Source organism: Bacillus sp. DTU_2020_1000418_1_SI_GHA_SEK_038 (genome assembly GCF_032341175.1).
Taxonomy (GTDB): Bacteria; Bacillota; Bacilli; order Bacillales; family Cytobacillaceae; genus Cytobacillus.
Genome location: NZ_CP135435.1, coordinates 1,274,272 through 1,297,290, shown reverse-complemented (window position 1 = coordinate 1,297,290; position 23,019 = coordinate 1,274,272). Strand labels below are relative to the sequence as shown.

Genomic DNA, 23,019 nt, shown 5'->3' with positions numbered 1-23,019 from the left:
AAATAGTTCACATAGTTCGCAAAAAGTTTTTCCATTTACTTTAATGGTAAGCCGGCCAGCTTTATTCTAGAAAGGAAGTGATTTGCTTTGTGAAGTTTTTCACTTTCTTTCTACACTCTTAATATAATCCTTTTTCTATCATTTGCCAAGGGGCTTCACTAATCTTTCACAAATATAAAATCAATTATGACTAAAATTTGAACATATAGTTACCCACAATATTGTGGATATTGTGGGTAACTATTCGAAAGTCCTTTTATAGCAAGGGTTTGGGAAACAGCTTCAGGTTTCACCATTTTTCTGTGGGTAATGTGGATAAAGCTGTGGATCGTTTGTCATTATTGGATTTCAACTGTTAATAAACAGTGAATATGTAATTGCAATATTTTAAGCTCCAAAAGAAAAAAAGCATGAAAATCGAAAGATTTCTCCATGCTTTTCATCCATTCAGACATTTGCTTTCTCCCCTGTCTGTCCATGCAGATGATAATAAAAGCCCTTTTGCTTAAGTAAAGACTCATGTGTCCCCTCTTCAATCAATTCACCTTCATGAAGTACAAAAATTCGATCTGCATTTTGTATTGTATTTAAGCGGTGTGCAATGACAAAGCTCGTTCTTCCCTTCATTAACTCCAGTAGTGCGTCCTGAATTTTCAATTCGGTTATCGTGTCAATACTGCTTGTAGCTTCATCTAAAATGAGAATTAACGGGTTAGCCAGAAAAGCCCTTGCAATGGATAATAACTGCTTTTGCCCCTGACTAATGCCATTTCCGTCTTGATTTAATAATGTGTTGTATTGATTAGGGAGCTTCATTATAAATGAATGGGCATTTGCCATTTTAGCTGCTTTAACCACTTCCTCATCAGTTGCTTCAAGCCTTCCATAGCGAATATTCTCCATAACCGTTCCTTGAAACAAAAAGGAATCCTGTAATACATACCCCATATGCTTTCTTAAGTTTTCTTTTTTTATTTCCGAAATTGGGTGACCATCGATAAGAATACTTCCACTATCCACCTCATAAAAACGGGATAGCAGGTTAATCATCGTTGTTTTTCCAGCACCTGTAGGTCCAACAAACGCGGCGGTCTCACCTGGAAAAACATGAAGATTTATATTTCTTACTGTGTTCCCTTCCTCTTCATACGAAAAGCTTACATCACGAAATTCAACCTCTCCTCTAACATTTGAAATATCCCTTAACCCACTTTCATTTTCCAATTCATCCTCTTCATCAAGTATTTCAAATACCCTTTCTGCCCCAGCAATCGCAGAAAGAAGTGTATTAAACTGGTTCGCTAAATCATTCAATGGACGGGTAAACTGGCGGGCATATTCTGTAAAAATAACAATAGCTCCGATAGATATAAGCCCTTTTAATGCCAAAATTCCGCCTATGCCCGCGATAATTGCAAAGCTAAGATTGTTAAGAAAGTTCATCAGCTTTGGAATAAAACCCGAATACGTCTGTGCCCAATATCCTGCACCCCTTAGCCTCTCTGCCTTTTCTATAAACTCATCCGATACCATCCGTTCCTGTGAAAAAGTTTTAATTATTCTTTGCCCAGATATAGTTTCTTCAATAAAACCATTCAGTTCTCCTAGATTTCTCTGCTGCTCTTTAAATAGCACCCCTGTCCTCTTTGTAATCCACTTCATTCCTAAATACATAAGTGGAACAATAGTTAAGGTCAACAACGTTAGGAGCGGGCTTAGCCAAAGCATAACCGATACTGTGCCAATGAGGGTAAGTATGCTAGAAAAAATCTGAATGACTGAGCTGTTTAATGTTGAGCTGACATTTTCAATATCATTTGTAATTCGGCTCATTAACTCTCCATGCTGCCGTTTATCAAAGAAGGGAATAGGCAGCTTATGCAAATGCTTGAAAAGCTTTGTTCTCATTTCAAAGACTGTGTTTTGCGCAATACCAATCATCCAATAATTTTGAAACCAAAGAGATAGCGAATAAGCAGCATAAATTCCTGCAAGTACAAAAAGAAGTGTAATAAAGCCATCGCTGCTTTTAGTCACAATATATTTATCAATGGCCATTCCAACTAAAAAGGGGCCTAGCAGCCCTAAAAATGAACTAATAAGAACCATTAATAGAACTAAATATAATAAACCTTTATTATAGGAAAGAAATTGCCAGATCCTTTTTAATGTCTGTTTGTAGTTCCTAGTTTTAGCTTTTTGTTTTGTCTGTGTTTTTACTTTTACTTTTTCATTTAAAGTCCGATTTTTCTTATATTGAAACGGTCTTTTCATCTCATTAAGCATAATTTCTTCTCTCCTCTCTCGATTGAGATCGGAATATTTCTCGATATAGCTGTGATTCTTTTAACAGGGATTCATGGGTTCCTTGTGCTAGGAGCTTCCCTTCCTCTAAAAGTAAAATCCGGTCTGCCTCCATTGCTGTACTAATTTTTTGTGTGATGATAAAGGTCGTACATGTATAATTCTTTAAAGCTTCAAGCAATTTTGCCTCTGTTCTCCTATCTAAAGCACTTGTACTATCATCCAGCAGAAGAATTTTAGGCTTCCTGACAAGGGCTCTCGCTATAGAAAGCCTTTGCTTCTGACCTCCTGAAAGATTCACTCCCTTTTGCCCAAGCTTAGCTTGAAACATGCTAGGAAATGATTTTATCGTCTCGTAAATTTGCGCATCTTTTGCTGCTTCAATAATTTCGTCCATTGAAGCATTTTCTTTTCCCCATGCTATATTTTCTTTTACTGTACCGGTAAACAACAGCGCCTCCTGTGGCACAAATCCAATTTTCCTGCGGAGATTTTCCATTTTCATCTCACGGACATTGATGCCATCGATTAAAATCTCCCCGTCATTAACGTCATAAAGCCTTGGAATAAGCTGAAATAGAGAAGTTTTTCCTGAACCGGTTGCCCCTAAGATCGCCACCGTTTGTCCTGGATTAACAGTAAAAGTCATATTTCTAAGGGCTGGTGATTCTGTATCTGGATATTGGAAGGTTACATGCTTAAATTCAACCTTTCCTTCTTTTATATAGAAAGTTGAATCGGCATCCTCTTGATCAGAAAGGTCTACCTTGGCATCTAGAACTTCAACAATCCGATTGGAAGATGCACGAGCACGAGAAAAGGCCATAATAATAAAGGAAAAGATCGAGAAGGCCCCAGTAATTCTAGTTGCATAATTGACAATTGCAACCACTTCTCCTACCTTAACTCCACCGCTATTCACCTGGATGCTTCCAAACCAGAGCACACCTAGAATCGAGATATTCATTATAATCAATAGGACAGGCATCGTGATTTCCATTATTCTCAATGCCTTAATCGTCTGATCCTTTAAATCCTCATTAGCCTGTGTAAAACGTTTAACTTCATGATTCCTTCTAATAAAAGCTTTAATTAGTCTAATTCCTGTTAGCGTTTCTCGCATGACACCATTCACTGAGTCCAATTTTTCCTGGACCGTTTTGAATAGAGCACCTCCAATGCTCATGAGCCACTTTAGAAAAATAAATAAAAAAGGAACAACTATAAGTAAAATAAGTGCCAGCTTCACATTGACGAAAAATGCCATGACAAGCCCGCCAACAATCATCAATGGAGCCCGAAGCATGATTCTCAGACTCATAAATAACGTATTTTGAATTTGGGTAATATCATTCGTCATCCTCGTTATAAGAGATGACGCTGGAAATAGATTAAAGTTGGCGAAGGAAAAGGATTGTACCTTTTCAAATAGGCTTCTGCGAATATCAAATCCAAAGCTCTGACTTGTATGGGCTGCATAAAAGGAATTAAGAACACCTGCCGCTAATGAAATAAGTGAAAATACAAGCATGATGCTTCCCCATTTAATAACAACAGAAAGATCACTTTTTAAAATGCCGTCGTCTATAATTTTAGCCATAAACAGGGGTTGGACAAGTTCGACAGCAAGCTCTGTCAGTGTTAAGGCGAGCGCAGCAGCTACCGCTATCCGATATGGTTTTAAATAGGATAATACTTTTAACATTTATTGCCCTCCAAAGCTGTTTTCGGGTTATATATACAATACTTCGAATCCCTAAATAATAATCACTAATCTTATCATATCCCTTTTTACGGAATATTTAAATAATAATCTTTATGTCCAAAAGCAACAAAAGAATAGTCAAATAATTGTATTTCACAAACATTGTAGATAGTTGTCACAGAATTGTAGAATTTAATTAATAGAAGATATACTCAATATGCGGGTATTTACTTCAATTTTCGGAGGTGTTATTAATTTGGAAGCAATCACAAGGGACTTTTTCTTATTTCTTTCAAAGAACGATCTTCTTAATAAAATCGCTCAAAAAAGAGGAGGAAAGTTTGCACAAGGCAAACTGATTGGCGGGCTGGATTTTCCAAGCTCAATTGAGTTCATCAGAAAGTTAAATAATCAGGGCTTATCAGTAACAGTGGACCATTTAGGAGAATTCGTTAATTCAGTTGAGATCGCAAACGAGCGTACAGAAGAGTGTATTCGCACAATCGAAATGATCAGCAAGGAAAAGCTTGATTCGCAAGTTTCTCTGAAAATGACCTCATTAGGACTTGATATTGACCGTGAGTTAGTTATGTCGAATATGACCAGAATTCTTGATACAGCTGAAAAACATCAAATCATGGTGACGATTGATATGGAAGATGTTCCTCGCTGCCAGGCAACGATTGATATTTTCAAGGAGCTTAAAGAGAAATACTCCTGCATCAGCACGGTTCTTCAAGCTTATTTATACCGTACGGAGCAAGATTTAAAAGACCTCAGTGAATATCAGCCATTCTTACGTCTTGTTAAAGGGGCCTATAAAGAATCTGCCGATGTCGCCTATCCCGAGAAGAAAGATGTGGATGAAAATTATAAAAAACTGATTAAACAAAGCTTATTAAGCGGGAATTACACAGCAATCGCGTCACACGATGATCAAATCATCGAGTATACAAAAATGATTGCTAGAGAGCATAATATTCCGAAGGATCGTTTTGAATTCCAAATGCTTTACGGAATGAGGAACAAAACACAGCTAGATTTAGTGAAGCAAGGCTATAAATTCCGTGTCTATGTACCTTATGGTTTAGATTGGTACGGCTACTTTATGAGAAGATTAGCGGAAAGACCAGCCAATATTGCTTTTGCTTTCAAGGGTATGGTAAAGAACTAAGAAGATTTCATATAACAAAAGGAGAGAAAAAAATGATTCCATATAAACACGAACCGTTTACTGATTTTTCAGTTGAAGAAAATAAACAAGCTTACTTAGAAGCTATAAAACTTGTAGAAGGCTACCTTGGCCAGGATTACCCTCTTGCAATCGGCAATGAAAAAATTACAACCGATAGCAAAATTGTTTCCTATAACCCAGCTAATAAGCAGGAAGTAATCGGAAGTGTTTCGAAAGCAAGCAAAGACCTTGCTGAAAAAGCAATGCAGGCAGCTGTTACTGCATTCGAATCTTGGAAAAAAGTAAAGCCTGAAGTGCGTGCAGACGTATTATTCAAAGCAGCTGCGATTATTCGCCGCCGCAAGCATGAATTCTCTGCCCTTCTGACAAAAGAAGCTGGTAAGCCATGGAATGAAGCTGACGCAGATACAGCTGAAGCAATCGATTTCCTAGAATACTATGCTCGTCAAATGCTGCGAATCAAAGACGGTGTTCCAGTCGAAAGCCGTCCAGGTGAATACAACCGCTATGATTATATTCCGCTAGGGGTAGGCATTATCATCTCACCATGGAACTTCCCGTTTGCAATCATGGCTGGAACAACAGTTGCAGCAATCGTAACTGGAAACACTGTTCTATTAAAACCTGCTTCCACTACACCAATTGTAGCTGCTAAGTTCGTAGAGGTAATGGAAGAAGCTGGACTTCCTGCAGGCGTGCTTAACTTTGTTCCTGGAAGCGGTGCTGAAGTCGGTGATTACTTAGTTGATCATCCGAAGACTCGCTTCATCTCCTTCACGGGCTCTCGTGATGTCGGTCTTCGCATTTTCGAACGTGCATCAAAAATTAACGAGGGTCAAATTTGGATGAAACGCCTAATTGCTGAAATGGGCGGTAAAGATACAATTGTTGTTGATAAAGAAGCTGACCTAGAATTAGCCGCACAATCGATCGTGAAATCAGCTTTCGGCTTCTCTGGCCAAAAATGTTCGGCATGTTCACGTGCAGTTATTGTTGAGGATGTCTATGATCAAGTATTAAATCGCGCAGTTGAATTAACGAACCAATTAACACAAGGCGATCCAGTTGATCCAAGTAATTACATGGCGACAGTTATTGATCAAAGTGCTTACAATAAAATCATGAGCTATATCGAAATTGGTAAGCTAGAAGGAAAGCTTATGACAGGCGGCGAAGGAGACGATTCAAAGGGCTACTTCATTAAACCAACTATATTTGCTGATCTTTCTCCAGATGCCCGCATTATGAAGGAAGAAATCTTCGGACCGGTAGTTGGGTTTACAAAAGCGAAGGACTTCGATGAGGCAATCGAAATTGCTAACAACACAGAGTACGGTTTAACTGGTGCGGTTATTACCAATAATCGTGAAAACATGGAAAAAGCACGTGAAGATTTCCATGTAGGAAACCTATACTTCAACCGAGGCTGCACAGGTGCCATCGTAGGCTACCAGCCATTTGGCGGATTTAATATGTCAGGAACAGACTCTAAAGCAGGCGGTCCTGATTATCTGCTTCTTCATATGCAAGCAAAAACAACATCCGAAATGTTTTAACTTTAATGGAATCAATCGGTATAATTGCCGATTGATTTTTTATTTTCCTATCCCAGGAATAATCTATATACATATAAACCTATTGAAAGTATGATAGAATCTAAGGTTTTTAATTTTTACATACATAATTAATACTTAGAATAGATACGCAGTAAATTTTTTTGGAAAGGAGCAGCCGAATGAATCAGCCATTGGATAAAATATTGACATTAACGGATATTGATGAGATTACGGATTTAATTAGTTCCTATTTGAAAAAGCCGATTGTGATAGAGAATGAGCAATTTTCTTTACTAGCCTACAGCTCTTTTTATATCGAACAATTTGATAAGGCCAATCAGCAAACGATCTTTTCCAAACGCTGGCCCATTTCGATTCTGGAAAAATTCATGGATGAAGGAATAGTAGAACAGCTGAAAACGGAAACTAAACCATTTCGTGTCAAGGAAATTAAAGATATCGGCCTAAATCAGCGTGTTGTTGTTAGCACGAAACATAATAATAAAATACTCGGATTTATTTGGATTCAGGAAATTAATAACCTTCTAACTGAGAATGAACTCCAATTTTTATCGGATGTGTCTTTACATATTGGTAAGCTCCTTTACCAGAAAGTGCAGAAAAAGCTGAAGAAGGATGAAGAAAAAGAGCTGTTTTTCAAAAAAATCATACATGATTCTTACCAATCGGAAAATCAGGTAAAATGGGAGGCAGCAAATAAGAATATTATTATTCCAAATTCCTCTGCTATTGTTGTCTTAACAATCTCTCAAAATGATGAGGATATTTTTGTTGAGCTGACAGAGACTGTTCGGTTGTTTGCCAACGCCCTTAAAAACCCTACCCATCTTTTTTGTGATGGGCTAAAGATTATTGTCGTAATGGGCAGCAACTCGGAAAGTCCTGAACAATTGTCTGAGAGCACTAAAGAATTGACTAATACGGTATTAAGTCAATTTAAAAATCAGCCTATTTATGCGGGGATCGGTCGTCCTTATAATTCCATTCTTAAAATAAACCAAAGCTATAAAGAAGCACTCGAGGTAATCAATACAGCAAAATTCATTGGCTCCTCTCAGCAAATCTTCGAATATAAAAAGCTTGGGGTTTTTCATTATCTTGAAACCATCTCAAGACAAAACGATCAGATGAATTATAGAAACGAAGAACTGCTGATCCTTCAAAGAAAAGATCAGGAAAGCCAAACTGATTTAGTCAACACGTTAGAAGTGTATTTATATAATAATTGCCGGCTCAAGCAAACTTCCGACCAGCTTTTCATCCATATTAATACGCTGAAATATAGAATTAAGCAAATTACTGATTTAACGGGACTGGATCTGGATGATTTTAATTTAAAATGCCAGCTCTATATAGATTTGCAGCTTATGAAAAAAGGGCAATAAATTATTATAAAAAAGATGCCGCTATTATTAAATGGGCATCTTTTTTATCTTCAATTTTCCGGAAGTTTAATATACCCAATTTGTTCAACGATTTCCTGCCCTTGTGGCCCCTTCATCCATTCTAAAAAGGGATCTATTGTTGGCTTCGGATTATCCTTTAATGTGATCGCATAGAGGGATGCAGTAAAGGGATATTTGCTGCTAGATATATTTTCTGGGTTTGGTTCTATGCCATCTATGGCAATCAGCTTAATATCAGGATTGGGATTCATGCCAGTAGCGAAAAAGCGGAATGAGAAGCCAATCGCATTTTTATAATTTCGATAGTCTGCAACCTGTTCCATGATCCCGCCCATTCCACGTGGAACCTCCTCTTTTAACGGCTTCATAATCGGGGTATCCCCCATAATTTTCTCTAATAATGTTTGACTTCCTGAGTTTTCGGGGCGCTGAAAGGCAATTATCCTTTCATTGCGTCCATTCAAATTAGACCAATTCGTTATTTTCCCAGAATAGATTCCTTGAATCTCAGAAACACTTAAGCTCTGAACCTCATTATCTGGATTTACGAAGAACACAAATGCTTCCTTTCCAATTGGGGTCATCACAAGCTCTTTTCCTGCCCTCTTCGCCATTTCTAGCTGAGATTTCGATGGCTCTGCACCAAAATAGATGTCGATTTCACCTGATAGCATTCTTTCATAGGCATAAATTGTGTTTGTAAAGGTGACAATATCTTCAGCATAGTTAAGCTTGTCAATATTTTTATAGGTCGCATTAGCAAAAGCAGAATAAACTGGATAAGCCGCTTCAGCCCCATCTAATATGGGCATTTGATTACGATCACGTATCACAAATGTTGATTCTTCGTTAAGCTTAGGAAGTTTGTGATTAGGATTACTTACAGAATAGGGAGTTAAATCTGTACTAGAGTAGCCTCCTCCATAGTTAAACCCATACGATGGCAATACCGTCTTACTTCGATGCATCTGAATTGTGGCACCTGTGCCAAAGGAAATGATGAGGACCGCAAGAATCGTTATCCACTGCTTTCTTTTAAAAATTGGGCGTTCTTTTCTAAGCAGCAAAGTAAGCATAAAGGCAATTAAAAATGAAATTTCATATGCTAAAGGCGCCCAAATTAATAGACTTCCGACTCCCATAAATGACCCTATTAAAAATATCGGGGCAAATGCAATATGAGAAATACCAAAATAAAACCATATATCAGCACCGTAAAACCCATGACTAATGATCATAAATATTGCCCATAGAACCCCAGTATAAAGGAGCGGCATAAAATAGAGCAACAAGGGTTCCTTTAATTTATCCTGCTGATTTAGCTTCTTTACCGCGATCATACCAAAGATTGCACCGCCAATTATTAGAGGTATTAGGGAAGAAATCATGATATTTTGGATTCCGATACCCAATAGTGCAAGCGGTAAAAATGACAGTCCAAAAGGAATAATACCGAAATATAAAAACAATATCCCTAGCCTTCTAGCCAAAATTGACACATCCCTCCAGAGATTATAGTGTAATTTTACACTTTTTAATTTAATTTCACAATATATTTAATTAATTTTGACAAAAAGAAAACAGATGCCACTATTTAAAATGACATCTGTTTAACAGGACAATGGGGATGGCCCATCCTATAGTAAATCTCTTCTTAATTCTTCTGCAGTTTTTGGGGACAGGTAAACTGGCGCTACTTCAAAAACAGATTTTGCCCCAGCTTGGCCTTCATTATTTAAACGGTAAGCAGCACGTGCATATGCAACTAACACGCTTGAAGTGAATTCCGGATTGCTTTCTAGATTCAGTGAGAATTCAATGATTTGTTTGTTATTTTCCCCTGTCTGTCCGCCACGGATTACGAATCCCCCATGTGGAAGCTTGGAGTGGTTTGCCTGCAGTTCTTCTTCAGTAATAAAATGTACCTCTGTAATATAATCTGCAAAATAATTCGGCATGGTTTTAATCGTTTCTTCTATTTTCGCTTGGTCATAGCCTTCTTCAGCAACTACATAGCAAACTCTCAAGTGCTTTTCAGCAGTGGAAAGCTGCGGATTTTCCCCGCTTCTTACTTTTTCAACAGCCTCTTGGATTGGAACGGTGTATTGGACAGCTCCTTTTACACCTTCAACTCTGCGGACAGCATCCGAATGCCCTTGGCTGACACCTTTCCCCCAGAACGTGTAATTTTCACCGGCTGGTAAAATCGCTTCGGCCATTAAACGATTAATAGAGAACAGACCAGGATCCCATCCAACAGAGATAATACTTGTTTTCCCGCTTTCTTTTGCAGCCTGATCAACTGAATCGAAGTATTCTGGGATTTTCGCGTGAGTGTCATAGCTATCAACCGTATTAAACCATTGTGCAAACTGCGGGCCTTGTTCAGGCAGATCAGTTGCCGAACCACCGCATAAAATCATCACATCAATTTTATCCTTGTAACTTTCAGCTTCGGAGATATGTAATACCTTTACATCATTAACAGAAATACTTTCAGGTGATCTTCTTGTAAAAATACTAACCAATTCCATGTCCGGGCATTGTTCGATAGCCGCTAATACGCCGCGTCCAAGATTCCCATATCCGACAATTCCTACTTTAATTTGACTGCTCATAGTTATTCCCTCCATAGCTGATAAACTTTTATTTTTCATATTACCTTTTATTAGGCAAATATACAACAAAAAAACTTTAGCACAATAAAGTTTTTTTACACTTCAGCTTCTTCCTAAGAAATTTTTATTGTAAATCTATTACTGCTGACAGAGTCTAGTGAATATACTCGCTCATTAAAATCTATTTTCTCATCATTCATGAATAATACAGTCGAGCTTCTTGTCCCATATCCTTCACTTTGGATAAATAATGGAGAAAGCATTCTTTCCAATTCAATAGAAACCCCTGTGTTAGGAAGGAATTCATCTGGAGCGGGGTCTGCATGTTGTAGAAGCTTAAATAGATCAGCTGAAAGATCCTCGTTTTTTCCACCAATTAATTCAGCTAACCCTTCCTTCCCCCTTTTCACCTTTGGCCAATCTGTGTTTAATAAATGATTACTAACCCCATAAACCCCTGGGGGAAGCTTTTTGATTTCATTTTCGATATTTGAGTAATAGAATAAATTTTCATTATCGCCTGCTATTAAATTATAGCCAGGATACATATTGGCGTTCGCCGCGGACTTTTTCATGTATTCAAATGGAGTATCTTTTCCCTGTAAAAATCCAGCTACAAGCTCTCCTCGAGACCGCTTCCCTACAGTTACTTCCTTCGGATTCCGATAATTCGTTAATGCCGCAAATCTGCCGGAAGTTGTAACCCCCATCCAGGTGCCCATCTTTTCTAAATCTCTGCCAGCCAATATATTAGGATGGTCATCCCAATAATGTGCTGGTGCTGTTGGCCGTGCATAAAATTCATCGCGGTTTGCAGCAACAACAAGCCTATATTCAGGGTGGACTTTATAAGCAAATAGAATCAAACACATGTATTTCACCACCTTCATTTATGAGTATGTTCATTTCGATTAACAAAATCTTTTTCAGAAAAGGAAAACTTTAAATTAAATGGTATATACAATATATAATGTCATGTTTGAAAGGAAAACGCGATGAAAATGAATAAATCCTTGCTTTACGCAGGGGTAGCAGTTGTCATTCTGAGTTTAGTTGGAAATTATGCACTTTTTGTATCTAGCCAGCTTCAAAGGCCAATTATGTTAAAGCATTATTACTATGTTCCGTCCAGTAAAGGATATATTATCCATTTACATTATATTGCGAATCGCAGCTATGAGATGGACATCCAATGGCTCACTATTCCTGGAATAGATGGTGAATTTTATTCAAAGGGACCCGGGCATGGTCCTAAGTATCGCCACTATCAAAAAAGGATTTAAGGGAGCTTGTTAAGGAGGGTAAAAATGACTAATATACCTTCTTCCATCAACAAAGTCTTTTGGGGACTAATCCTTGTTCTGATTGATATTAATATCATAATAATCGATATACTGCCCGATATTATTGGCTATTTCATAGCTGTTTCTGGTTTAAACCAGCTACAGGCTTACTCCTCGTATTTTTCAAAAGCAAAAGGACTTGCAATCAGCTTGGCATTGTTATCATTAGTGACAATTTTTCAGAGTCCCCCCATTCCATTAGATGAATTCAGTTTGTCCAACATGTCGCTATTTGTGATGGTTATTTCAATGATACATGGAATTATTCATTTATTCATGGTTTACTATACGATCCTTGGATTAATTGAAATGGCAGAGAATGAAGGATCTATGCTGTTTGCAAAAAGCGCGAAGAAAGGGGTGCGCACTTACGTAATTGGAACCTTTGCTTCTTTGGCAGCTGTTCCGTTTTTTATGAATGTCGATGATTCTGCGGGCTTTTATATTATCGGCTTGAGTGCCATTACTACCATAATAATGGAAATTATCATACTCGTTTTATTAAGGCAGTTTAGAATAAGGTTTTTGACAGTGTAATTAAAAAGTCTGTCTAGTTAGCCTGATTTTCTATGCAGACATCCTTCATTTCTTTTTTTAAACAGCTATTTGCCATTTATTATCCAGACCTATATAATTAGATTAGCTAATATAGCTATTTTAGCTAGTTATGGAGGTGTCTCTTAATGGTTATAAATTCAACTGAGCTACAAAATAATTTTGGAAAGTATTTGATGCTTGCTGCGAAAGAGGACATTATTATTACCCGTAATGGTACCCCCATCGCCAAGCTTACTTCAACGGATTCCAAGAATGAAACAACTGTTATGACAGTACAGGAAAAGCTAAATGAATATAGTTTTGATGGCAAAAAGGCAAGCTTTGAGGAATTTTTGAACCTGACAAAAGAGAGTGAAGAACGATACGAATATATTGATGGTGAAATCTTTTTACTTGCTTCACCAAAAACGGTTCACCAGGTTACGTTAACTGAGCTATTTGTAATTTTTTATAACTGGTTTAAAGGAAAAAAGTGTACTCCACTTGTTGCTCCATATGATATTGAACTCAAACGAAGTCCTGATAATAAAAGCATTGTTCAGCCTGATATGATGGTTATTTGTGACCTTGAGGAGAAGCTTGATGACAATGATTATTATAAAGGAGTTCCTGATCTTGTTGTCGAGATTTTATCGGAAAGTACAAGAAGAAAAGACATGATAAAAAAGCTTGATCTCTATATGTCATGCGGGGTAAAGGAATATTGGATTGTAAATCCTTTAAACAATGAGATTTCGATTTACTTATTTGAAGACAAAAATATAAGTAATAACATGACATTTAAACAAAATGAAGCTGCACACTCATATGTTTTTTCCGGATTATCTGTTGAACTCAATAGTATTTTCCCCAATAAATAAGGGACCTCCCTATATAAAGGGCGGGTACCTTATGATGAAACTAAGCTTTCGAAAGCAGCTGTATCCCCTACATATATTAATATCTGACACTTTTAAAGGCGCCAGTTGAAATTTATAATACCTCTATAATTAACATTTCATTGAAAGAAATTCATGTAGAACTTTAATGGAGGTATACATTCATGAAACCACGACAGCATGGCCTGCTGATGATTATCAGCGGAGCTGCTTTATGGGGAATTTCCGGACCTATGATTCAATGGCTATTCCAACATACAGAATTATCATCTCTCGAATTTTTAGTTGTACGTCTCCTTGCAGCAGGAATTATTATTTTAGGGGCATTAGTTTTAGCTAAGAAAGATATTTTCGGGATTTGGAGACATCCCCGTTATTGGTTGCAGCTAATTATATTTGGTACCCTTGGCATGCTTGGCGCCCAATATGCATTTATCGAGGCAGTTTATATAAGCAACGCGGTTACCGCAACACTATTTCAATTTCTCGGGCCGGTTCTTATTACCATTTATGTCGCCGCACAGTTAAGAAAACTGCCATCAATTATGCAATTACTAGCTATATTTGGTGCTTTAATTGGTGTTTTCTTTCTAGTTACAAACGGTTCGATGGAGAATGTTGTCCTATCTAGAGCAGCAATAATTATGGGCCTCTTAACGGCAATTGGCTTTGCTTTTTATACGCTGCAGCCAAAAGCTTTAATCACTGACTGGGGGACTCTAGTTATTATTGGCTGGGGCATGCTTATTGGAGGAATTGTATTATATCTATTTAGTCCGCAGTTTAGCTTTCGGAAATTTGGGGAAGCCTTAACAGTTTCAACAACAGTAATGCTCATTCTAATCATTATTGTTGGTACTCTTTCCTTTCTTCTATATATCGGGAGCTTAAAATATCTATCTGCAACAGAATCCAGTTTGCTTTCAAGTATTGAGCCTCTCGTTGCCGCCATTGTTTCAATTATTTGGTTAAAGGAGTCATTTGGGGCTTTTCAATTAATGGGGGGCTTATTTATAGTCGCAGCAGTCGTACTCCTTTCACTACCGGAGAAGCAGGTAAAGGAAGGAGTGGCAATGGAGCGTGCATCCTAACACCTATTGTCTGAGATATTCACTAAAGGGAAGTTTCCCTATTAAATTTTAATAGAGTAACTTCCCTTCCTTTTTTTATAAAATCACCTAAATAATCAACGAATGACCTCTTCTTTAATCTTTAGAAAAATTTCCGTTAAATATTGAATTTCCATCCGTTCATTTTTATTATGGCCATCGTATCCAAATGGACCTATATTAATAGCTGAAACGGTAATATCACGAATATCTTGATAGTTAACATAGTGCTTCGTTCCCTAACCAGGGTTATTTTCAATAACGGTTTGAATCTCTTGTTCGTTATCGCTTTTTGCCACACAACTCATATCACAAATATATGGGAAGAAATTCTTTATCACAATTGGATGTGCATATTCTTGCTGAACCGCTTCAACAGCTTTATCCAATGCCTCTAATAAATCAATTTCTCTCTGATCCTTTCGTGTCAATTCTAGACAAGGTGAATGTAGTTATGAATAAAAGAGAATTATAGTCGGACATTTATGTCTTTCGTTCCTTTTACGAATACCAAACATTATATCTCTCAATTCCATCATCTACAGTTCTTGATTTAATAAGTTGGTTAGAGTTTTCTTTAAATTAAGGAAGAGCAGAAATTAATTCATATACCTTATCAGCTATAACTATTTTCATTTGTAAAAGCTATTTTTTCTGAAATAAATATTATTTTTGGATAGCACTCCCCTTAAATACACTTCTCTTAACGGTTCCATTATCCAACCGCTTTTCAATTTTGTTTAAAATCAAAGTGAAAATTAAGACAAGAGCAAGATAATACAAACCTACGACAAGATATGTCTCAAATGGCATATAATTTTCAGCGGATGCATAGAGTGCTCGACTAAACAATTCGGTAACAGCAATATAGGCTACGAGTGAAGAGTCTTTCAAACCAATAATAAATTGATTTCCTAATGCAGGAATCGCCCTTTTGAACGCTTGTGGAAGGATAATACTCCTCATTGTTAATGAGGAAGACATTCCTAATGATCGAGCTGCTTCTGTTTGTCCTTTATCAATTGATTGGATAGCTCCCCTAAAAATCTCTGCCAAATAGGCTCCTGAATGAATCCCCAATGCAATCGCACCCGCCGTAAAATCATTAAGGACAATTACACTGGAAATTCCGTAATACAAGAACATGATTAACACGATTAGAGGTAATCCTCGTATTATAAATATATAAAAATCTGCTAATTTTTTTAGAAGAGTAATATTTGACACTTTAAAAAAGGCAAACACTAATCCAATAACAGTAGCGATTGCCAAGGATATGGCCGTAATAGTTATGGTAGTAATCGAGGCCTGTAAAAAAGCACTACCATGCTTTTGGATAATTGATATAACACTCTCAAAAAAATTCATAGTAAGTTAGCCCCTTTAAAAGTGTAAGCTTAATAACTTTTTAATCGAGTTTACTTCTTTTCCATAATGTTTAATCCAAACCATTTCTTGCTTATTTCTTCGTACGTGCCGTCCTCTATAATTTCATTTATCGCTTGATTAATCTTATCCAGCAGCACTTGATGATCTTTATTTATAGCAACTGCAATATTTTCCTGATTTAGTACCCCGTCAATTGGTTTTATTTTTAAACCTTGCTCTTTGATTGCTGATACCCCGACAATTTTATCGGTAATAACCGCATCAATACGTCCTGGACCTAAATCTTGTAAAGCAAATACTTCACTTGGATACGCTTTCACTTTATCAGTATAGCTTTCTGCCACTTCTTTATGGGTGCTTGCTTGAACGACACCAATAATTTTATCCTTCACGTCATCTTTAGTTTGAATGGTATTGTTTTCTTCGGCTACGAAAATTTGCGCTCCAGAGATATAATATGGAATGGAAAAGTCAACCTGTTTTAAACGTTCTTCCGTGGCTGTCATGCTTCCAATAATGACATCATATTTTTTCCCTTTTAATCCTTGAAGAATTGTTTCCCATGGATTTGTAACCGGATTTGGCTCCAAGCCGATACGTTTTGCAATCTCAGTTCCTATCTCCACATCAAAGCCTACCAGCTTGTCATTTTCTTTGTAATTTAATGGTTTAAGTAATCCACTCATGGCAAAGGTGAGCTTCCCATCATGAACAAGCTTCATATCCTCTTTAGATTCTGTCCCTTTTGTATCAGACCCCGGTTTATCTGCTTGGTTTGAAGTCGAGTTACTTCCGCATCCTCCTAAAATCAATAGAAAGATAATCGAGATGATTGATACTAGAAATAGTTTCTTTTTACTTTTCATTACATTCACTCCTTCATCATTTTGGAAAATTCAGATAACAAAAGTCACAAATCTTCTATTTATAATACTTTCGAAAGAAACGCAATCGTTCGTTCATTTTTAGGCTCAGAAAATAAGGTTACAGGAGAGGCTTCCTCTATGACATAGCCTTCATCCATGAAAACGACTCGATCCCCAACTTCTCTAGCAAAACCCATTTCATGCGTAACAACGACCATCGTCATTCCTTCGTGCGCCAAGTCCTTCATCACTGCTAAAACTTCCCCGACCATTTCAGGGTCTAAGGCTGATGTCGGTTCATCGAATAACATAATTTTCGGTTCCATTGCTAATGCTCTAGCAATGGCAATTCTTTGTTTTTGTCCACCCGACAATGAATCTGGATATGCATCTGCTTTACTTACAAGCCCTACTTTTTCAAGTAATTTAAATGCTTTTTCTTCTGCTTCTTGCTTTTTTCTTTTGCGAACCTTCATAGGAGCTAAAGTGATATTTTCTAAAACGGTTTTATGAGGGAATAAATTAAATTGTTGGAAAACCATGCCGACATCTGCCCGCATCTCATTAATATTCACCTTATGATTGGAAATGTTTATGTCATTTATATAAATATCACCTGATGATATTTCTTCTAAATTATTTATACAGCGGAGGAATGTCGATTTCCCAGAACCAGAGGGACCGATTACTACTACAACTTCCTTTTCCTTAATCTGTATATTAATATCCCTTAAAACCTCTATATCTCCGAATTTTTTCTTTAAATTTTTCACTTTAATCATGTGTTCAACAACCTCCTTTCAACATTATTAAGTAAATACGTTATTAAAAGTGTTAACAGCCAATACGTAAACGGTACTGTCAAATAAGGTTCCCATACTCGGAATCGCCAACGTGCCTTGTCTTTTAAGCGAGTTCTCCCCCATCAATAGGAATATGCTGCCCTGTAATATACTTCGCCTCCGAAGATGCTAAAAATGCATACAATCCTGCAACCTCCTCAGGTTTGGCATGTCTCTTTAAAGGGATTTTTTCATTTACTTGCTCTAATGCTTCTGGACTGTACTCTGCAAGTTGCATCGGTGTGAGGACGTATCCAGGGCAGACTGTATTTACTCGAATCGTCGGAGCTAGTTCTAAAGCCATTGTTCGTGCTAAAAGATTCACACCGGCTTTTGAGGCATTATAATCTGCGTAATATGGATGACCAACTAAACCATTGGTCGAGGCCGTCATTAAAATTACACCATGCCCCTGATTAAGCATTCTTTTTGCTGCTTCTTGTGCAGTGTAAAATATGCCATTGAGATTAACCCCTATCACCTTTTCCCATTGCTCCGGAGTAATGTCAATAAAATTAGATCTTATACTTATTCCTGCATTTGCAATAAGAATATCCACACCTCCTGCCAAATGATCAATTTCAAGAAAAGCATTACGCACACTCTCGTGACAACTTACATCTGCAACTACTCCATGTTTAATTGTTGAATATTCATTTAATACTTTTTCCAATGAATCCTGGTTATTATCAATGATCGTAACAATTGCTTCCTCGTTTGCAAATCGAATGGCAGTAGCTAAACCGATTCCACTGGCACCACCGGTTATAACAACACGTTTATCACGAAGGCTATCTTGATATTTTCCTATGTTCAAAGTTAACCTCTCCCATCTTTCTCATCATGATTAATCGTTCAAAATAGGACCAATAGATTTGAAAGTTCTACTAAGTAAGTCTTCGTTGTTCTTAGACTCCTTTAATACAATGATTTTGTAAGAACTTCTCTAGCCGATCAAGCCCTTCCTTTAATATATCCATCGAATAGGCATACGAAATTCTGAAATAACCTTCTCCAAAAGATGAGAATGCACTGCCTGGTACGACAGCAACGCCACCTTCTGTAAGCAACTGTGTAGCAAAGGTGTATGAATCTGGAAATATCGATGGAATCTTTGGAAAAATATAAAAGGCTCCAGAAGGCTTCATGGTTTCTAGCCCCATTTCTCTCAAGCGGTTATATAAAAAGTCAAGTCTTTTTACATACTCTTTGTTCATTGCATCGGAATCATCACGCCCATAACGCAATGCCTGGATTGCAGCATATTGACTAGTAACAGGGGCACAAGTTACGCTATATAAATGGACTTTTATCATTTGTTCTATTAGGAATGCCGGAGCCATAGTAAAGCCAATTCGCCAGCCTGTCATAGAGTGAGACTTAGATAACCCATGAATAATTATTGTGCGTTCTCGCATTCCTTCCATTGATGCAAAAGAAACATGCTTGCTTCCAAACGTATTTTCACTGTAGATTTCATCTGACACTACGAATAACTCCTGCGTTCTAATCCAATCCGTCAGCGTCCGTATTTCATCCCTAGTAAGGATTACTCCCGTTGGATTAGATGGATAGTTAAATAAAATGGCTTTCGTTTTTGGTGTTACAGCCTTCTTTATTTGATCAAGTGTTGGTTTAAAATCAGTTCCGGATGTATCTATTAAAATTGGTACTGCACCACATAGTTCTATTACCGGAATATAGCCAGGATATACAGGTGCAAATAATATAACTTCATCACCTTCTTCAAGTATTGTCCGGAAGGCTATATCAAGCGCTTCACTTGCTCCAACTGTAATATAAATTTCATCCTCTGCGCGGTAAGACAGGTTATATCGATCGAAGAAAAAAGATTGAACTTCTTGGCGTAGAGATAGTAGTCCAGCGTTATGAGAATAGCCTGTGTAATCAGCCAAAATTGAGGATATAGCCGCTTCTTTTATATGCTGTGGTGTGGGGAAATCTGGTTGTCCAATTGTAAGATTAATTGCATCAGGAAAATTTGCTAACTGATTGGAAAAAGTCCGAATCCCTGAGATTCCCAAATTTAAAACATGTGAATTTAATGTAAGTGCCATTATTTACATCAACCTTTCATCCTTCTGCTTTTTTAAATTCTAGAATGTTCTTTCAGATACTCTTGCCTGCCACCGGTTTATCATCAAATACTTTAAATTACCTTTATAAATCTCTATGAATTTTAATCAAGCATTAACGGCAACCATGTGGATAGTGCTGGTACATACGTGATAACTAGTAAACAGATAATCATAGACAATAAAAATGGCAAAATACCAATAATAATCTTTTCTATCTTTATTCCACTTATACTAGATGCAACAAATAAATTAACACCAAGCGGAGGAGTAATAAACCCAATTGCTAAATTTGATACCAAAATAACACCAAAATGAACAGGATCCACACCTACGGCCGTAACAATTGGTAATAAGATTGGAGATAAGACGATTAAAGCGGAAATTGTATCGATAAACATTCCAACAATAAGTAACAATATATTAATAATCAATAAAATCACAAGCGGATTACTTGATAACTCTGTTATAAAAATAGCGATACTATTCGGAATTTGTTCAAGTGTCATAATATACGCAAAGGAAATAGATAAACCGATAATAATCATCGTTGTTGCGTTAATAACAATTGCTTCTCGTAAACAATCATAAATATCTTTCATTGACAGTTCTTTATGAACAAAGGCTCCAATTATTATTGCATAAACTACAGCGACGACGGCTGCTTCCGTTGGGGAAAATACTCCGCCATATATTCCGCCTAAAATAATAACTGGTATTAGCAAAGCCCATTTGGCGTCATAGAATGCCCTTAAACCCTCTTTAAATGAATATTTGATCGTATCCTCTGATTTATAATTTTTCTTCTTTGAGACCATATAAGAGACAATCATCATTCCAATACCAAGGATGATACCCGGAATAATCCCCGCCAGGAACATGCTACCAACAGAAACTCCGGCAACCACCCCATAAAGTACAAATGGAATACTTGGTGGGATAATAACGCCAATCGAACCTGCAGCTGCAGCAACACCAGCTGCGAATCCTTCCTCATACTTCTTTTCTTTCATCGAAGGAATCATGAATGAACCTATGGCTGCAACGGTTGCGGGACCCGACCCGGAAATAGCTGCAAAGAACATACATGAAACTATCGTAACCATTGCAAGTCCGCCGATCATCCATCCAACTAGTATTGTGGCAAGATTTAATAATCGTTTTGATACTCCACCTTTTCCCATCAAAACACCAGCAAGCATAAAAAACGGAACGGCTAATAAAGGAAAGGAGTCAAGAGAAGTAAAGGCTTTTTGTGTCATAATTGTTAAAGGCAATGTCGTTGTGAAATAAATCGTTATCAACGCAGAAGCACCTAATGAGATCGCAATTGGTACACCAATTAATAGGAAAACAAATAGGGAAATGAAAAGTACCGCGACTGTCAAATCGGGGTCCCCCCCTCGCTTGGGTTAGAAGGAGATTTCCATATAATCCAAAGCTGCTGTAATAAACGAATTGACATTCCAATCCCCCCCAGTGGAATGGCTAAAAATGGAATCCACATCGGCAGTTGTGTAGCTGGTGTAACTTGTCCATTATTAAGGCTGCTTAAAACAAGCTGGGTTCCAAGAATAGCTAAGAATAACGCAAGACTAAACCAGACTAGGTTTGAAACCGTATCAAGTATTTTTTGAATAAAGGTGGAAAATAAATTCCTAAAGGCTTCAACGCGGATATGCGCCTGCAACCGAACGGCGTAGCTTGCACCTATCCAAACTTGCCATATATGGATAAAGCGTGCTAGTTCTTCTGTCCAACTAGGTGCAGAATTAAAAATATATCTGCCAACAACCTGACCAAAAATTAAGGCTACCATTGCCACTAACGTTAAGATCAAGAAAAACTCTTCGATATATTGATCTTTAAATTTCATATTATTCACCTTTCATTAAGGATGATAAGAGGAAAGCTCACCAACAAAGGCGAGCCTTCTTTTAGTAATTTACTCATTTGCAGCAAGTGCCTGATTTACAATATCCTCCCCAATTTGTGGAATATACTTTTCGTATACTGGTTTAGATGCTTCTCTAAATGCATTCTTCTGTTCCTCAGTAAGATCATTTATTTTCATGCCACTTTCCTCAAGTTTAACAAGGAAGTCTGTATCCTGCTTTTGAGCAAGTTTACGTTGATCTGTTTGGAATTCCTTCGCTGCTTCAGTAACGACCTTTTGAAGGTCTTCTGGTAATTCATTGTAGAATTTCTCATTCATGACAAGGATTGTTGCTGCATAAAAATGGCCGCTCAATGTTAAATAATCCTGCACTTCATACATCTTACTAGTGTAATAAATAGAAATTGGGCTTTCCATCGCATCATATGTTTTTTGCTGAAGGGCTGTATATAACTCACCAAAGGCAAATGGAGATGCATTCGCTCCAAAGGCTTTAAATGTATCAGCATGAACTGGGCTTTCAAGCGTACGCATCTTAATTCCCTTTAAATCCTCGGGACTATCAATTGGTCCATTGTTATTAGAAATATGCCGGAATCCATTTTCTCCAAATACTAAACCTTTTAAATCATTCTGCTCGAGGTCCGACAATAATGTTTTACCTAAATCACCATCAAGAGCCTTATATGCTGCTTCCCTTGAATTAAATAAGAAAGGTAAATCAAATACCATGAATTTACTATTAAAAGAGGAAAGTGCTGCAACGGCTGGAATTGTCATCTCAATATTTCCTAGCTGAACTGCTTCGATTGCCTCACGGTCTGATCCAAAGAGTGATCCGTTTGGATAAACCTGTACTTCTATTTGACCATTAGAGCGTTCTTCCACCTTCTTTTTAAAATCCAATGCAGTGATATGAGTAGACTGCTCTTCGGGCACCAAATGTGATATCCTCAATGTATACTTTTGACCGCCCTTTTCTGTTGAACCGCCGGATCCTGCCTCCGAACTCCCTCCCGAAGGCCTTCCACACGCACTAACTAAAACCATAGCAAGTAAAACAATGACACTTAAAAACCTCTTCATCAAAAAGCCCCCTTGATTTGTAAGTGATTTGGAAAAATTAACATTAAACCTGGTTTTTAATTGATATAAATTTCGTCGATTAATCTACAAGCAACTATTACTATTAAACTATTTTCTAATATAGCTAAAGTCACAATTGTAATTGTGTTT

Annotated in this window: 21 protein-coding genes; 7 read left to right on the top strand and 14 right to left on the bottom strand. The window is 37.3% G+C overall.

Features of this window, described 5'->3' with window-relative positions; genetic code table 11:
- Positions 1 to 447: 447 nt before the first annotated feature.
- Together RRV45_RS06355 and RRV45_RS06350 are read right to left on the bottom strand one after the other, a co-directional pair.
- On the bottom strand, positions 448 to 2,286 hold the full coding sequence (locus tag RRV45_RS06355; RefSeq protein WP_315667964.1) for an ABC transporter ATP-binding protein: 1,839 nt from the start codon (positions 2,284 to 2,286) through the stop codon (positions 448 to 450).
- Positions 2,279 to 4,009, bottom strand: a complete 1,731-nt coding sequence (locus tag RRV45_RS06350) for an ABC transporter ATP-binding protein (protein ID WP_315667962.1) — start codon at positions 4,007 to 4,009, stop codon at positions 2,279 to 2,281. The genes RRV45_RS06355 and RRV45_RS06350 overlap by 8 nt, the downstream gene beginning before the upstream one ends.
- A gap of 256 nt (positions 4,010 to 4,265) precedes the next feature.
- Here RRV45_RS06350 and RRV45_RS06345 point away from each other — a divergent pair, with 256 nt between their 5' ends.
- From RRV45_RS06345 to RRV45_RS06335, 3 genes are all read left to right on the top strand, one after another.
- Positions 4,266 to 5,183 (top strand): proline dehydrogenase, encoded by a 918-nt coding sequence (locus RRV45_RS06345; protein ID WP_315667960.1) that lies wholly within the window; start codon positions 4,266 to 4,268, stop codon positions 5,181 to 5,183.
- Positions 5,184 to 5,215: 32 nt separating this feature from the next.
- Complete coding sequence (gene pruA / locus RRV45_RS06340) at positions 5,216 to 6,760, top strand: L-glutamate gamma-semialdehyde dehydrogenase (RefSeq protein ID WP_315667959.1); 1,545 nt, start codon at positions 5,216 to 5,218, stop codon at positions 6,758 to 6,760.
- 179 nt (positions 6,761 to 6,939) lie between these two features.
- Positions 6,940 to 8,166: a PucR family transcriptional regulator gene (locus RRV45_RS06335; RefSeq protein ID WP_315667958.1), complete on the top strand. Its 1,227-nt coding sequence runs from the start codon at positions 6,940 to 6,942 to the stop codon at positions 8,164 to 8,166.
- Positions 8,167 to 8,216: 50 nt separating this feature from the next.
- On the opposite strand, the gene RRV45_RS06330 is transcribed toward RRV45_RS06335, so the two are convergent.
- From RRV45_RS06330 to RRV45_RS06320, 3 genes are all read right to left on the bottom strand, one after another.
- Positions 8,217 to 9,677, bottom strand: coding sequence for a PstS family phosphate ABC transporter substrate-binding protein (locus RRV45_RS06330; RefSeq protein WP_315667956.1), 1,461 nt, complete (start codon positions 9,675 to 9,677; stop codon positions 8,217 to 8,219).
- A 147-nt stretch (positions 9,678 to 9,824) separates the two neighbouring features.
- Positions 9,825 to 10,805 carry a diaminopimelate dehydrogenase gene (locus RRV45_RS06325; protein WP_315667955.1) on the bottom strand — a complete coding sequence of 327 codons (981 nt, stop codon included), beginning with the start codon at positions 10,803 to 10,805 and terminating at the stop codon, positions 9,825 to 9,827.
- 113 nt (positions 10,806 to 10,918) lie between these two features.
- A complete protein-coding gene (locus RRV45_RS06320) occupies positions 10,919 to 11,677 on the bottom strand; it encodes an NRDE family protein (RefSeq protein ID WP_315667953.1) in 759 nt (252 codons plus the stop codon).
- A gap of 123 nt (positions 11,678 to 11,800) precedes the next feature.
- Here RRV45_RS06320 and RRV45_RS06315 point away from each other — a divergent pair, with 123 nt between their 5' ends.
- The 4 genes from RRV45_RS06315 (at position 11,801) to RRV45_RS06300 (ending at position 14,675) form a co-directional block, all read left to right on the top strand.
- Positions 11,801 to 12,088 (top strand): hypothetical protein, encoded by a 288-nt coding sequence (locus RRV45_RS06315; RefSeq protein ID WP_315667952.1) that lies wholly within the window; start codon positions 11,801 to 11,803, stop codon positions 12,086 to 12,088.
- A 24-nt stretch (positions 12,089 to 12,112) separates the two neighbouring features.
- On the top strand, positions 12,113 to 12,685 hold the full coding sequence (locus RRV45_RS06310) for a hypothetical protein (protein ID WP_315667950.1): 573 nt from the start codon (positions 12,113 to 12,115) through the stop codon (positions 12,683 to 12,685).
- 146 nt (positions 12,686 to 12,831) lie between these two features.
- Positions 12,832 to 13,566, top strand: coding sequence for a type II toxin-antitoxin system Phd/YefM family antitoxin (locus RRV45_RS06305; RefSeq protein ID WP_315667949.1), 735 nt, complete (start codon positions 12,832 to 12,834; stop codon positions 13,564 to 13,566).
- 182 nt (positions 13,567 to 13,748) lie between these two features.
- Positions 13,749 to 14,675, top strand: coding sequence for a DMT family transporter (locus RRV45_RS06300; RefSeq protein WP_315667948.1), 927 nt, complete (start codon positions 13,749 to 13,751; stop codon positions 14,673 to 14,675).
- Positions 14,676 to 14,932: 257 nt separating this feature from the next.
- On the opposite strand, the gene RRV45_RS06295 is transcribed toward RRV45_RS06300, so the two are convergent.
- From RRV45_RS06295 to RRV45_RS06255, 9 genes are all read right to left on the bottom strand, one after another.
- The gene (locus RRV45_RS06295; RefSeq protein WP_315667947.1) at positions 14,933 to 15,124 is read right to left on the bottom strand and encodes a hypothetical protein; all 192 of its coding nucleotides are present in this window, start codon (positions 15,122 to 15,124) and stop codon (positions 14,933 to 14,935) included.
- A gap of 235 nt (positions 15,125 to 15,359) precedes the next feature.
- Complete coding sequence (locus RRV45_RS06290; RefSeq protein ID WP_315667946.1) at positions 15,360 to 16,061, bottom strand: amino acid ABC transporter permease; 702 nt, start codon at positions 16,059 to 16,061, stop codon at positions 15,360 to 15,362.
- Between the two features lie 50 nt (positions 16,062 to 16,111).
- The gene (locus tag RRV45_RS06285) at positions 16,112 to 16,948 is read right to left on the bottom strand and encodes an ABC transporter substrate-binding protein (RefSeq protein ID WP_315667945.1); all 837 of its coding nucleotides are present in this window, start codon (positions 16,946 to 16,948) and stop codon (positions 16,112 to 16,114) included.
- 59 nt (positions 16,949 to 17,007) lie between these two features.
- Positions 17,008 to 17,730 carry an amino acid ABC transporter ATP-binding protein gene (locus tag RRV45_RS06280; RefSeq protein WP_315667944.1) on the bottom strand — a complete coding sequence of 241 codons (723 nt, stop codon included), beginning with the start codon at positions 17,728 to 17,730 and terminating at the stop codon, positions 17,008 to 17,010.
- 124 nt (positions 17,731 to 17,854) lie between these two features.
- Positions 17,855 to 18,607, bottom strand: coding sequence for an SDR family NAD(P)-dependent oxidoreductase (locus RRV45_RS06275; RefSeq protein WP_315667942.1), 753 nt, complete (start codon positions 18,605 to 18,607; stop codon positions 17,855 to 17,857).
- Between the two features lie 91 nt (positions 18,608 to 18,698).
- Positions 18,699 to 19,868 (bottom strand): aminotransferase class I/II-fold pyridoxal phosphate-dependent enzyme, encoded by a 1,170-nt coding sequence (locus RRV45_RS06270; protein WP_315667941.1) that lies wholly within the window; start codon positions 19,866 to 19,868, stop codon positions 18,699 to 18,701.
- Positions 19,869 to 19,990: 122 nt separating this feature from the next.
- Positions 19,991 to 21,274 (bottom strand): TRAP transporter large permease, encoded by a 1,284-nt coding sequence (locus RRV45_RS06265; RefSeq protein ID WP_315667940.1) that lies wholly within the window; start codon positions 21,272 to 21,274, stop codon positions 19,991 to 19,993.
- The gene (locus RRV45_RS06260) at positions 21,271 to 21,762 is read right to left on the bottom strand and encodes a TRAP transporter small permease (protein ID WP_315667939.1); all 492 of its coding nucleotides are present in this window, start codon (positions 21,760 to 21,762) and stop codon (positions 21,271 to 21,273) included. The genes RRV45_RS06265 and RRV45_RS06260 overlap by 4 nt, the downstream gene beginning before the upstream one ends.
- 69 nt (positions 21,763 to 21,831) lie before the next feature.
- Complete coding sequence (locus RRV45_RS06255; RefSeq protein WP_315667938.1) at positions 21,832 to 22,869, bottom strand: TRAP transporter substrate-binding protein; 1,038 nt, start codon at positions 22,867 to 22,869, stop codon at positions 21,832 to 21,834.
- Between the last annotated feature and the right edge of the window lie 150 nt (positions 22,870 to 23,019).

Excerpts from the sequence above, each read along its gene's own strand:
- RRV45_RS06355 (WP_315667964.1), bottom strand. The coding sequence starts at position 2,286 with ATGCTTAATGAGATGAAAAGACCGTTTCAATATAAGAAAAATCGGACT.
- RRV45_RS06350 (WP_315667962.1), bottom strand. The coding sequence starts at position 4,009 with ATGTTAAAAGTATTATCCTATTTAAAACCATATCGGATAGCGGTAGCT.
- pruA (WP_315667959.1), top strand. The coding sequence starts at position 5,216 with ATGATTCCATATAAACACGAACCGTTTACTGATTTTTCAGTTGAAGAA.
- RRV45_RS06335 (WP_315667958.1), top strand. The coding sequence starts at position 6,940 with ATGAATCAGCCATTGGATAAAATATTGACATTAACGGATATTGATGAG.
- RRV45_RS06325 (WP_315667955.1), bottom strand. The coding sequence starts at position 10,805 with ATGAGCAGTCAAATTAAAGTAGGAATTGTCGGATATGGGAATCTTGGA.
- RRV45_RS06320 (WP_315667953.1), bottom strand. The coding sequence starts at position 11,677 with ATGTGTTTGATTCTATTTGCTTATAAAGTCCACCCTGAATATAGGCTT.
- RRV45_RS06315 (WP_315667952.1), top strand. The coding sequence starts at position 11,801 with ATGAAAATGAATAAATCCTTGCTTTACGCAGGGGTAGCAGTTGTCATT.
- RRV45_RS06310 (WP_315667950.1), top strand. The coding sequence starts at position 12,113 with ATGACTAATATACCTTCTTCCATCAACAAAGTCTTTTGGGGACTAATC.
- RRV45_RS06305 (WP_315667949.1), top strand. The coding sequence starts at position 12,832 with ATGGTTATAAATTCAACTGAGCTACAAAATAATTTTGGAAAGTATTTG.
- RRV45_RS06300 (WP_315667948.1), top strand. The coding sequence starts at position 13,749 with ATGAAACCACGACAGCATGGCCTGCTGATGATTATCAGCGGAGCTGCT.
- RRV45_RS06290 (WP_315667946.1), bottom strand. The coding sequence starts at position 16,061 with ATGAATTTTTTTGAGAGTGTTATATCAATTATCCAAAAGCATGGTAGT.
- RRV45_RS06285 (WP_315667945.1), bottom strand. The coding sequence starts at position 16,948 with ATGAAAAGTAAAAAGAAACTATTTCTAGTATCAATCATCTCGATTATC.
- RRV45_RS06280 (WP_315667944.1), bottom strand. The coding sequence starts at position 17,730 with ATGATTAAAGTGAAAAATTTAAAGAAAAAATTCGGAGATATAGAGGTT.
- RRV45_RS06270 (WP_315667941.1), bottom strand. The coding sequence starts at position 19,868 with ATGGCACTTACATTAAATTCACATGTTTTAAATTTGGGAATCTCAGGG.
- RRV45_RS06260 (WP_315667939.1), bottom strand. The coding sequence starts at position 21,762 with ATGAAATTTAAAGATCAATATATCGAAGAGTTTTTCTTGATCTTAACG.
- RRV45_RS06255 (WP_315667938.1), bottom strand. The coding sequence starts at position 22,869 with ATGAAGAGGTTTTTAAGTGTCATTGTTTTACTTGCTATGGTTTTAGTT.